The sequence below is a fragment of the Nostoc sp. CCY 9925 genome, assembly GCF_963920935.1.
Classification (GTDB): domain Bacteria; phylum Cyanobacteriota; class Cyanobacteriia; order Cyanobacteriales; family Nostocaceae; genus Nostoc.
This window is the reverse complement of sequence record NZ_CAWUDO010000048.1, coordinates 17,456-30,008: the sequence shown is the minus strand read 5'-3', so window position 1 is coordinate 30,008 and position 12,553 is coordinate 17,456. Positions and strand designations below refer to the sequence as shown.

The 12,553-nt window shown below is 41.0% G+C and carries 5 protein-coding genes; 1 reads left to right on the top strand and 4 read right to left on the bottom strand.

The annotated features are described in order from the left end of the window. Positions 1 to 135: 135 nt before the first annotated feature. From ACM0OY_RS22505 to ACM0OY_RS22490, 4 genes are all read right to left on the bottom strand, one after another. Complete coding sequence (locus ACM0OY_RS22505; RefSeq protein ID WP_414571062.1) at positions 136 to 1,119, bottom strand: glycosyltransferase family 2 protein; 984 nt, start codon at positions 1,117 to 1,119, stop codon at positions 136 to 138. 206 nt (positions 1,120 to 1,325) lie between these two features. Beyond that, complete coding sequence (locus ACM0OY_RS22500) at positions 1,326 to 2,330, bottom strand: NAD-dependent epimerase/dehydratase family protein (protein WP_414571061.1); 1,005 nt, start codon at positions 2,328 to 2,330, stop codon at positions 1,326 to 1,328. Between the two features lie 211 nt (positions 2,331 to 2,541). Beyond that, positions 2,542 to 3,720 (bottom strand): ABC transporter permease DevC, encoded by a 1,179-nt coding sequence (gene devC / locus ACM0OY_RS22495; protein ID WP_414571060.1) that lies wholly within the window; start codon positions 3,718 to 3,720, stop codon positions 2,542 to 2,544. 105 nt (positions 3,721 to 3,825) lie between these two features. After that, positions 3,826 to 5,034: an ABC exporter membrane fusion protein gene (locus ACM0OY_RS22490; RefSeq protein ID WP_414571059.1), complete on the bottom strand. Its 1,209-nt coding sequence runs from the start codon at positions 5,032 to 5,034 to the stop codon at positions 3,826 to 3,828. Positions 5,035 to 7,031: 1,997 nt separating this feature from the next. Between ACM0OY_RS22490 and ACM0OY_RS22485 the strand changes: the two genes are divergently transcribed. Next, entirely contained in the window at positions 7,032 to 12,539 is a 5,508-nt protein-coding gene (locus ACM0OY_RS22485) for a beta-ketoacyl synthase N-terminal-like domain-containing protein (protein WP_414571058.1), read from the top strand. The last annotated feature ends 14 nt before the right edge of the window (positions 12,540 to 12,553 follow it).

The window sequence follows — 12,553 nt, the reverse complement described above, 5'->3', positions numbered from 1 at the left end:
TAAATAATTTGGACGCTGAGAAAAATTGCCAAAATTCAAAAATCAACATTTGAAAGTAAAAAGAGAATAGCAAATAAATAGATTTGTTAATACTTAATCTCTTTTTACTTTTCGATTCTACTATTAGAAATTAATTCAAAATGTGATTTTTTGTTCTGAAAATAATATTTTTTGCCAATAAATTGCCAGCATTTGCAACATTTTTAGCAAATCTTTCAGTAACAGATATTCCGTGCCTTTCAACTTCTGTTGTAGACTTATATGGCAACATAGGCACTCATACAAACTTAGGGGACTACACCATATCGAAAGGAAATACTCCCATAATATTCTCCAATGTGGCAATAAAACTTTCCCTTCTTTTGCTGAATCAAACCACACTGTATACGCATAAAAATCAGGTAATATGCTCAATGAAGATGCTTGATTGTTGTTTGACAACAACAAATAATTGGGAAAAAACATACTCATTGATTGTTGCGGATGGTTTCTGGCAAAAAACAAGTATTCAGGAATTTCATAAAATCGACCCAGAAGACCAAGCCTTGACAATAAAATACCATCTCCATAAGCGTAACCACCCATAGGCGGTATTTTTTTCAGAGCACTAGCGCGAATTACACCATAACATTGATAACATAGATGTTTAGTCAGTAATTCATGAAAGCGATCGTGTGGTTTTAGAGAATCTGTCTTGAGTTTGATATCGTAATTTTGGAGAAACTTTCCTTGTTCGTCAATAAAATATACCTGGGTGTGGCACAGAATGACGGTAGGGTCTTCATCAAGTACTTCAACGCATTTACTGATAAAATCAGGAGCGTGTAGATCGTCATAGGCTGCCCATTTAAAATACTCACCCGAAGACAATTCAAAAGTACGATTAAAGTTATGAGCGCAACCAATGTTATGCTCATTCCGGTAGTAACGAATACGTTGGTCTTGCTTGGCGTATGCTCTACAAATTTCCTCAGTTTTATCTGTAGATGCATTATCTGAAATAATTAGTTCAAAATCTTCAAAGGTTTGAGCCAAGAGTGAATCTACGGCTTGTTGAAGAAATTTTTCACCATTGTATACAGGTAATCCAATACTCAATCGTGGCTGATTGCTACTCATATAAAACAAGTATTCAGACAATCTGTAGATTATTTTAGGCGTAATCGTAGCTAATTGTTAGTCAAATGCAACTAGAGAATTCAGGAGTCAGGAGTCAGAATAATTTGATACCCAAGCTAAATAACTTCAGGGTAATTAATTGATTTTCTAATTCTTACTAAATCTTGTACAGACGCGATTAATCGCGTCTGTAATCCCTACTCCTACTATTTCACCAAATTTTCAATCTCCGTTTTTTGCAGCCATTCATGTGTAAGCTGCATACCTTCTTCTAGGTCAATTATTGGTTTATAATTTAACAGACTTTGAGCTTTAGCAATAGAACATGCATAAGGACGACTCATAAAATCTACAGATTCCGGTAAAATATCGGCTTTTTTCCGGAAAAGTTTTTGTCCTTGAGCGCGTAGTTTGAGAAACAATTTCATTTCATCTTTTGGTAATGAAAGAGGTGCTGGTAAACCTTCCATTGCTGCTAAACGCATGAAATACTCTTTCCAAGAAGTTTGTTGTCCGTCGGTGATATTAAATATTTCTCCGTAAGCCTGTTTTTCTATCGCCAGAAAGATGCCATCAATCAGATTGTCTATATACACATGATTGATTACTCCTTTACCATCATTGGCATAAGCGAATAATTTTTGGCGCATCATCAAAATTGGTTTGACTATCCAAGGAATACTTCCAGGGCCGTAAATATCACCTGCTCGAATGATAATAATACCAAAATCTGGCGAATTATTTAATTCTAAAAGTGCTGTTTCTGCTTCTATTTTTGTTTGACAATAGGGATTATTTTCGCCAGAAAGTTGCCCGGTTTCTGTAACGCTATCAGGATAGTTGAAACCATAGACCATTACACTGGAGAGATGCACAAAAGTTTTAACACCTGCTTGCTTAGCAGCTTTAGCAATGTTAACAGCACCTTTAACATTGATATCACGAAAATGATTAATTTGACCGGCTTCTTGGGCAATTTGCTCTGTATGGAAAACGATGTCTATTCCCTGACAAGCTTTTTGGGCAATAGTAGGATCTGTGATACTACCAGTTATCACTTCAATGCCTAAATTTTGCGCTTTTTGATTCTGTTCTTTAGAAGTTTGTAATCCACGGACTTTTATTCCCTGTGCTGTGGCTAATTCGGCTGCACGCAACCCGACAAATTCATTAATTCCGGTAATCAGGAGAGTTTGGTTTTTGAGGTTCATAGAGGAAAAATTATACCGATTTGGGATTCAAGTTTTGGTTTTATCTCACGCAAAGGCACAGCGAAAAGTCGAGCCAGTGCGTTCGTGTCGCCTTGCGTCGGAAAGCAACTGGCGTCGGAGCGTCGGCTTTTGGCAATCTGTTAGCGACGTAGGAGCGTCACTTTTCAAGACAGAGGCGCAAGAGAGAAAGGGAGTGAAAGAGAATGACTGTTTAGAAAATATCTCCTGGATCTGCGGAACGGAGTTTATTGATAGCAAGTCCTCCGGAAGTTATACACATTAAAACTGCTGATGTTAAGACCAATAATGCATTGTTAGTGGTCATAACTATTGGCAATTTAGTTGCTTCCATTGCAAAATCGTATAACAATATAGAAGTCAAAAAGCCTGGAATATAACCTAAAATTGCCAATATTAAAGCTTGTTGAAATACTACATTCAACAGATATGTATTGGCATAACCTATGGCTTTTAATGTCGCATAAGCAACAAACTGTGTAGCAATGTTGCTGTAGAGAATTTGATAGACAATCACTACACCCACAACAGAAGCCATTGTCAACATCAGGTTAAGTATAAAACCAATAGGCGTTCTGACAGACCAATATTTCTTCTCAAAATCAATAAAGCCTTGGCGTGTAAAAACCTGCACATCATTTGGTAAGCTTACCTGCAAATCTTTGAGCACTGTTTGGGCATCAGCACCAGGTTTGAGGGTAATCAAACCGACATCTATCATATCTGCTGGACGAGTATTAGGGTTTATCCTCAAGAAAGTTGAATCACTGACAACTAAGTTGCCATCTACCCCAAAGGAAGGCCCTAAACTGAATAAGCCACCAATCCTGACTTTATAGCCAATTAACGAATTATAGGGAAATATTTCAATTGTCTGCTCTGTATCTCCGGCATCAAATTTTTCTGCGATTGGGCCAAACTCTGTGCGAGAACTCCGGTCAAAAAGCATGACATCGGGAATTTTGAGTTTATCTAAATTTTGCTCAATTTCTGCGATGTTCATCACGGGTCTGCCTGGGTCAAAACCAATAACATATATTGAATATTTCTCACCAGTTACCGGATTTTTCAGTTTGGCAAATTGCAAATACATTGGGCTAACTGACTCTACGCCATTAAACCCCAAAGCTTGATACAAACGAGTCCGGGAAAAGCTTTGATTTGAGGTCAAAGACTTATATTGGGAACTCACTAAAAATAAATCTCCTTTGAGATTTTGATGGACTGCGGTTGCACTAGAATAAAGAGCATCTTGAAAACCAAGTTGCACAAACATCAGTAGCACAATAAAAGCAATCCCGGCTACAGCTATTATTAGACGAACTTTTTGCTGGGCTAGCTGTAGCCATGCTAAAGGAATTTTAAAATTCATAGATTTATTTTTTATTAGTCATTAGTCATTAGTCATTGGTTATTAGCCATTGGTCATTAGTCATTAATAAATAAATGGCCAATGCCCAATGCCCAATGTCCTAAACTAAATTTGTATGGCAACATCTACTTGTAAGTTGGTTAACCGCGCAACTCTTTCGCTCTCTGCGGGGTTATCGATGGAGACTTTTACTTCAATTATTCTGCGGTCTGTGTCTGAACCTGGGTTGAGACTGAAGATGCTTTGTTTGTCAACTTGCCAACCAATTTCTTTGACGGTTCCTTTTAATGTTCCAGTAAATGCAGGGCTGGTGATGGTCGCTTTTTGTCCGACACGCACTTTTTGAACGTCGGTTTGATACACCTCTGCAATCACATACATTTGCGATGTTTTACCTATCTCAGCAAATCCTGTGCTGGTGCTGATTACTTCTCCGGTTTTGGCATGAATTTTCAAGATTTTGCCATTGATGGGAGATTTAATGTAACTCAAATCCAAGTCTGCTTTTGCTTGTTGAACGGAAGTCGTTGCACTGTTGACTTCAGTTTGCGCGACTTGAACATCTACGCTACGCACTTCGCTAATACTCTTGAGTTGCGCTTGTGCTTGTTTGAGTTGTTCTTGGTATGTGTCTTGGGTACGTTGTTTGCCGGCTTGGGCTTCTGTGAGTTGCTGTTGTGTAGTTTTGAGTTGTAAAGCTTTGGTGTCTGCTACAGAAGCTGCGATCGCACCTTGTTTATATAATTGCTGATAGCGATCGTTTTCGGCTTGAGCATTGTCTACCTCTGCCTGGACGCGGGCGATTGTCGCTTCTTGGGTAGCAATGTCTCCTTTATATTGTGACTCTAAACGCGCGATCGCTGCTTTTTGAGCATCAATATCTCCAGTTTTCGCCCCAGATTTCACCTGCGTTAGTTTAGCTTTAGCAACTTGCAGTTGGTCTACAGCCTGTTGTAAAGCTGTTTTAGCGCGACCATAATTTTCTAGATACGCTAATAATTGCCCAGTTTTAACTGCATCTCCTTCTTTAATTAACAGTTTTTCGACTCGCACACCGTTATTTGCATTGGGAGCATTCAAAGAAGTAACTTCACCGTCTGGCTGCAAACGTCCTAAGGCTGTGACAGCAATTTTTGTCGGGGTGGTAGCTTTTGGAGGATTCGCTGGTTGTGTCTCAACTTTAGATTTAGGCCAAAATGCTGCCAAACTATATAAACCGATTAATCCGGCCGCTAACGTGAGAGAAGCTGCTAAAATTACTCGCGATCGCACGACGGATTTTGTAAATAATCGGCTTTCTTTATTTACTGCCATATTTTCATTCCAATTCTTACTAGGGGATAGCTGAAATGGCTATATTTAGTCGATAACAATAGACTCATCTGCTAATTAACTAAGAGGGCTTTTCCTCTCCTTGATGCTTTTACCCTCAGCAGGCGGATAGGCCTAAGTGGTTTTATATGAATTGTTTTAGGAAGAAGAATTCAACAAGAAGAATTCAGAATTTAGAATTCAGAAGGAGTTGAGTATAATTGGTATATCGATTAATCAAATGTTTTCCTGATTCTTTAACTATTCTGAACTTCTGATACCTGCGGCGGGTTGCACCAAGGGCGGAAAAGGCCGCTCAGAGTTTTCTCGAAATTCTAACTGCTGAATTCTTATGGTAGTGTTACTTGAAAGCTTCTTTAGTTATATCGTCATTTGTTCTCGAATCCAGTAGCGTAAAATACAATATCGCTAGCCAGACAACTTAACTCTCAAGAATAATGAAGCGCCGAAAAATCAAATCAAAAAACTTGAATAAGCTTGTTCTGAAGTATGACTAAAAAATTTTAATTTGTCAACCATTGAGCTTGGCATAAATCCTGGTTTTTTGATCATAATATTTCTCACAGTAAGTTCCAACTATCGTAGGTATACACTACCAGAAGTTTTTAAATCAAGCTTTTCAGCATCACTAAATAGTACTTACTCTACAAAAATACTAACAAAATATTATTGGCAATGTTGTGTAATCTAAGACATTATTATGCTTTTTACTAACAACATCCTAATGGCGATGTCTACGACGGGCTACGCCAACGCAAGCTTCTTGGATTATGTTTACTATGCAACATATTCAAAATTAACAATTGCTTTATAGATAACCATTTTTCTTTTTGTTTATATTTATATTAGTAAATCATCAAAAAGATTAGTTGAATTATGATATTTCCCTGAAAAAAATACTTATAGCTCTCTTGTGTCTAAATGTATCCATGGAATTTTTACTTAATAACCAAAAAATTGATACTGTGATTTATAGAGACAATTTCCATTTAAAACTGAGATAATTCTGTTATTTAGACATTTTTGAAGTTGCAAATTATACTAAAACACTAAATTTGAGACTAAATAGATAGCAACAATAAGCTAGTTCTTTATAAAAAAAGTTTAAAGTAATCATTTAGTTTATATAAAGCATGTTATTGTTTTTATTAATTCAATGCTTAAAAAGTGTGAGGTCAATTAGTTATTTAATTAAGATTTTGAAGGTAGAAATAACTAAATCTAACTGCTTGGTCATCACCTAATGAAGGTTTAATTACTTTTTCACATTGCATAAATTCCGATTAAAGGTGATGTTTTCTGTAACGAAATTGTCAACTTTTCTGGGTCGAATACCATAAAATGTATTATCCTGGACGTTGAAACTGGCTATGACATTTATCAAGAAACAGAACGTTGTCATTAATACCAGCTACGTTGCTGCGGTTAGACTTGATAATCAAACTATTGCGGGCGAAAAAAACGTTTCTGTTCTCTTAGCTACTCTTCAATTTCTACTGTTCAGCAGGATACCATTGTTCAAAATATTAACCATCACTAGGATTTTGGATTTTGGATTATTTTTTGGTTTTATGTCCGACTTTTGGCTGTTTGCGAGTGTAAGCAATCTAAAATTGCAAATCTAAAATCCAAAATTGTTCGATCGCCACATTTCAAGAATCAAGCATTGCATAACATTTTTACACGATCGCTGTGTGCCAAAAATGCCTGTAAACCTAAGGCTTTATTAGGGCAGTATGTCGTGTGGTGTTGATTGGGAGAACAGCAATTAGCGCAGATAACATGATGTTTGGTTGAAGACTTATTATTAGGACTGACGCGGGGAGACGGAGACGCGGGGACGCGGAGAGATTTTAATAATAAGTAATTATCCGAACTTGAGATAAAGAGCTAATTGCTCACAAGACAAGAGATTTTCATTAATTAGTAGGCAACAGAAATTACTGTATCTACGCAATCCACAGTACTCACTATGCCCTATGTCTGCTCATTCAATTGATACTGCCTTAGCAGAGTTAGAGAGCCTGATTAACAATTGTGAAAAGGCTGTGATTAGGTCTATAGAGGAAAAAAAGATGAGTTCAGAAAAACCAGTGTCAATCAACAAACTTAACAGACAATTACAACACAATCCTATCGCCATTGTTGGCATGGCTTCTCTATTACCTCAAGCCAGAAATTTACGGGAATATTGGCAAAATATAGTAAACAAAATTGACTGCATCACTGATGTTCCTTCCACCCACTGGAGCGTCGAAGATTATTACGATCCAAATCCCAGAACACTTGAAGATAAAACTTACTGTAAAAAAGGTGGATTTATTCCAGAGGTGGATTTTAACCCGATGGAATTTGGCATTCCACCCAGCATTTTAGAAGTTACAGATGTATCGCAACTATTAAGTTTAGTAGTTGCAAAAGAAGCGATGGAAGATGCTGGCTATGGCGACCAACGCGAATTCAATCGCGAAATGGTTGGCGTAATTTTAGGCGTAGCCATGGCCAAGCAGTTAGGAATGCCACTTTCTGCCAGGTTAGAATATCCGATTTGGGAAAAAGCGCTCAAAAGTAGTGGTTTATCTGACGAAGATACACAAAAAATCGTTGAGAAAATCAAAAGCGCCTATGTGAAATGGGACGAAAACGCCTTCCCTGGAATGCTGGCTAACGTAGTCGCGGGGAGAATTGCCAATCGTCTCAACTTTGGCGGGATGAACTGTGTAGTTGATGCCGCTTGTGCTAGTTCCTTCGGTGCTTTAAAAATGGCAATTAGCGAACTAGTCGAGTATCGTTCTGACATGATGCTGACTGGTGGCGTTGACACCGACAACACCATCATGGCTTACATCTCCTTCAGCAAAACACCAGCCGTTTCTCCCAGCGAGAATGTCAAACCTTTCGATGCTAAATCTGACGGGATGATGCTGGGTGAAGGTATCTGCATGATTGTCCTCAAACGCCTGGAAGACGCAGAACGGGACGGCGATAAAATCTATGCAGTTATTAAAGGTATTGGTACCTCCAGCGATGGACGCTACAAGAGTATTTATGCTCCCCGTAAGGAAGGCCAAGTCAAAGCCCTAGAACGCGCTTATGAAGATGCAGGGTTTTCTCCCGCCACTGTTGGGTTAATGGAAGCACATGGTACGGGCACAATGGCTGGAGATCCGACAGAATTCGGTTCTTTACACGACTTCTTTGCTTTGCATGACTCGAAAAAGCAGCATATCGCTTTGGGTAGCGTGAAATCCCAAATCGGACACACCAAAGCGGCTGCGGGTGCGGCGAGTTTGATTAAAACCGCTTTGGCGCTACATCACAAAGTATTACCGCCGACAATTAATATTACTGAGCCGAACCCCAAACTTAATATTAAAAATTCCGCCTTTTATTTGAATACCGAAACCAGACCTTGGATTCGTGCTGAAGGCGAAGCACCGAGACGCGCAGGTGTGAGTTCCTTCGGTTTTGGTGGCACCAACTATCACGTCGTCTTAGAAGAATATCAAGCCGACCAAAACCACGCCTACCGCTTACACAGTGGTGCTCATGAAGTGCTGGTGTTTGCAGCTACACCGTCCCAATTGCTGGCTAAATCTGAAGACCTTTTAGCTAAATTGCGTTCACGAAGTGACTCCGCAGGAGTATCGCCAGAAGCAGCAACACATTACGCAAAATTAGTCAATGAGTGCAAATCTCTAGAAATTCCCGTTTCTGCTGCCAGATTTGGATTTGTGGCACAGAACCTCGAAGAAGCTTGCAAATTACTGCAAGTTAGCATTGATTTGCTGAAAAACAAAGGGTCAGCAGCATCTTGGGAACATCCCCAAGGGATTTATTACCGTGCCTCTGGTATGGAATTGGGTGGAAAAGTTGTCGCCTTATTCTCCGGCCAAGGTTCCCAGTACTTGGAAATGGGACGGGAATTAGCGATGAATTTCCCCATGATGCAGCGTCTACATGGTTATATGGATAGCTTGTTGCTCAAAGATAACTTGCAGCCGCTATCGGAAATCGTTTTTCCCCATCCTGTGTTTGAAGAGGCAGAAAAAAATGTCCAAATTGCTGCCTTGCAACGCACAGAATACGCTCAACCAGCCATCGGGGTGTTGAGTGCAGGGATGTACACCATACTGCAACAAGCTGGATTTAGGTCAGATTTTGTTGCTGGTCACAGCTTTGGAGAAATCACAGCATTGTGGGCTGCGGGAGTTTTGACTACCGAAGATTACTTGTTCTTGGTGAAAGCTAGGGGTCAAGCAATGGCGGCACCCGAAGATCCAGACCACGATGCAGGTAGTATGCTGGCTGTCAAAGAAGACATCAGCAAAGTCGAAGCAGTGCTGAGACATTTTCCTCAAGTTGCGATCGCCAATCAAAATTCGCCAAATCAATATGTCTTGGCTGGGCCCACCGCAGAAATCGCCAAAGTCCGTCAAGCTTTACAAGACAAAGGATATACGGCTGTATTGTTGCCCGTATCGGCAGCATTCCACACACCGCTGATTGCCTTTGCTCAGAAATCCTTTGCGATCGCTACCAAGTCTGTTAAATTCCAAAGTCCCAAAATCCCCGTTTACAGCAACGTTACCAGCAAACAGTATCCCAAAGAACCACAAGCGATTCAAAAAATTCTCGAAACGCACCTTTCCAATTCTGTGCTGTTTAAGCAGGAAATTGAGAATATCTATGCAGCCGGTGGTACTTGCTTCGTGGAATTTGGGCCGAGAAGAATTCTCACCAACTTGGTAAAAGAAATTCTTGGCGATCGCCCTCATCTTACCGTAGCTTTGAACCCTAGTACTCAGAAAAATAGCGATCGCTCCTTGCGGGAAGCAGTTGTACAGTTGCGGGTAATCGGTATGGCTTTGAGTAACCTCGACCCCTACCAAGTTCCCCAAACCATACCTGCAATTGAACAGAAAAAGGCTTTAAATGTACGTTTAAACGGCATCAACTACAGATCCGAAAAAACGAAAAACGCCTTCGCCCAAGCTTTGCAAAACGGACACAAAGTTACATTACCTGCGGTTTCATCTGAGAATTCAGCTAAACCAAATCAGCCCATCCCCGAATCTTCTGAAACAGCGGCTCCTTTATTTACCAGCCTAGATGTGGCTCGAACTCTGCCAACCACAGAGACTAACGGACATAAAAAAACACCCCCTATCGCTACCCCATCAATGAACGGTGTGACTTCTCATATCGCTACCCAACCTGAGCAGCAAATGAGTCCTGTGACCCTCTTAAGTCAACCAGCCCAGGAATCTAAGATGCAACCAACACCCGAAAAACTTACAAATTACCAAAACCTTTTAGAAAGTTTAGAATACCTCCTGACACAGTTCCAGCAAAACCAATCTGAGAATTTACAAGTTCACGGAGCTTACCTCAACCATCAAATGGAATACGCCAAAGCGTTCTTCCAACTGATGCAGCAACAAAATTTGCTCTTGAGTGAAAGTAAATCCACAGCCGAAGCCACCAAGCTGAAGCAAGTTGTCATGGAAAGCTTGGAACGCAGCATGATGCAGTTTCACTCCCAACAAGGTGAAACCCTACGCATCCACGAGCAATATCTCCAAGAGCAACTGGAATATACAAAAAACTTTTTCCAACTCATACAGCAAGAGTATTCTCAAATCATCTCAGAAGATGGAGTGACTCAACTCACTGAGAAACTCAGCAACGGTGCAGGACATAATTTCATCCCCTTCACCACACAAACAACTGTCACCGAAGAGGCACTAGTACCTCCTACTACCAAAATAGTAGAAGCTTTACCCTCACCTGTAACTGAGCCAGTAGCGAAAAACGGCAACGGCTTAATACATACCCAAGCACCCCTCCCTGCTCCCAAGGTAGTAGAGCCTGTAGCTCCTGTACTTCCCCAAATAGTACAGCCTATAGTCGAAACCCCTGTACTCCCTCAAATAGTACAGCCTGTAGTCGAAACTCCCGTACTCCCCACAGACGCGATGAATCGCGTCTCTACCCAGTCCCTAATTCCCAGTCCCCAATCCCCAGTCCCCAATGCAACCATTGATATTGTTGACTTGGATAAAAACCTCCTAGCCATCACCAGCGATAAGACCGGCTACCCAGTCGAAATGCTGGAAATGGATATGGACATGGAAGCAGACTTGGGGATTGATTCCATCAAACGGGTGGAAATCTTGGGGGCGTTACAGGAAATGTATCCTAACTTACCCAAGCCCAATTTAGAAGAACTCGCAGAAAAACGCACCATCGGTCAAGTTGTAGAATATCTGCAATCCTTTGCTGCTAAAAGTGTTTCTGTAGAAGTTGCAATTCACGAAGTACAACAACCAGTAGAAACTCCAGCACCGGAAGTACAACAAGTAGTAGAGACTCCAGCAGAAGTTACACCTGAAGTCAGCGTAGTTGTTGCATTCACTCCACAACCAGAAGCAGAACCCGCAGCAACAACTAATGAATTTCCAGACTTAGCCCAAACCCTACTAGCCATCACCAGCGATAAAACCGGCTACCCGGTAGAGATGCTGGAACTAGAAATGGACATGGAAGCCGACTTGGGGATTGATTCCATCAAAAGGGTAGAAATCTTAGGGGCGATGCAGGAAATGTACCCCGACTTACCCAAACCGAATATCGAGGATCTGGGAGAACTCCGCACCATCGGTCAAATAGTTGATTACCTACAGCAGCTAGCTGGAGGTGAAAAAAAAAAGTATGAGTCTGAGTTTGTCCAGCAGCCACCGGAATTAGAGCATAGTATCCAGCGCTATCCCGCCAAACTCAGAACTCTACCAAAGCCAGATTACTTGGATTTCACGTTACCAGAGGGACACATCACTTTAATTACTGATGATGGTTCCCTCACTACTTCCAAATTAACTGAATCCCTAATCGCCGAAGGCTCGAAAGTAGTAGTTATCAGTTTTCCCCAATCGCTGATTCCCCAACAATCACCCTTACCCGCAGGAGTAACCCGCGTCACCTTGGCAAACTTGAGCGAAGAACATCTGCAACAACAACTACAAGCGATCGCCACTCACTGCGGTAAGGTTGGGGCTTTCATCCATCTACATCCTATTTTCGTCGCAAGTAACACTGGAACAATTCCCTATATCGAACAGGAAAAGGCGATCGTCAAGCACGTATTTTTGATGGCGAAACACCTCAAACCTGCTCTCACCACAGCCGCACAACATGGACGTAGTTGTTTCTGCACGGTCGCTCATCTCGATGGTGCCTTCGGTTTAGATTACAAAGTCAACTTCGGAGCGATCGCTGCTGGTTTATTTGGACTAACCAAAACTCTCAGATGGGAATGGCCAAAGGTGTTTACACGAGCGATCGACCTCAGCCCCAGAATTGACGCTCAACAGTCAGTAAACCACATTATCGCCGAACTTCACGACCCCAATCTTTATATCGGTGAAGTTGCCTACGGCTCACAAGGACGAGTCACCTTAATCGCCAATCCAAAAGTAGGCGGCTAATCCCTCCATCTCTC

What these genes read in the sequence shown, in the direction of transcription:
- ACM0OY_RS22505 (WP_414571062.1), bottom strand. Translation starts at nt 1,119, where the DNA reads ATGAGTAGCAATCAGCCACGATTGAGTATTGGATTACCTGTATACAAT.
- ACM0OY_RS22490 (WP_414571059.1), bottom strand. Translation starts at nt 5,034, where the DNA reads ATGGCAGTAAATAAAGAAAGCCGATTATTTACAAAATCCGTCGTGCGA.
- ACM0OY_RS22485 (WP_414571058.1), top strand. Translation starts at nt 7,032, where the DNA reads ATGTCTGCTCATTCAATTGATACTGCCTTAGCAGAGTTAGAGAGCCTG.
- ACM0OY_RS22500 (WP_414571061.1), bottom strand. Translation starts at nt 2,330, where the DNA reads ATGAACCTCAAAAACCAAACTCTCCTGATTACCGGAATTAATGAATTT.
- devC (WP_414571060.1), bottom strand. Translation starts at nt 3,720, where the DNA reads ATGAATTTTAAAATTCCTTTAGCATGGCTACAGCTAGCCCAGCAAAAA.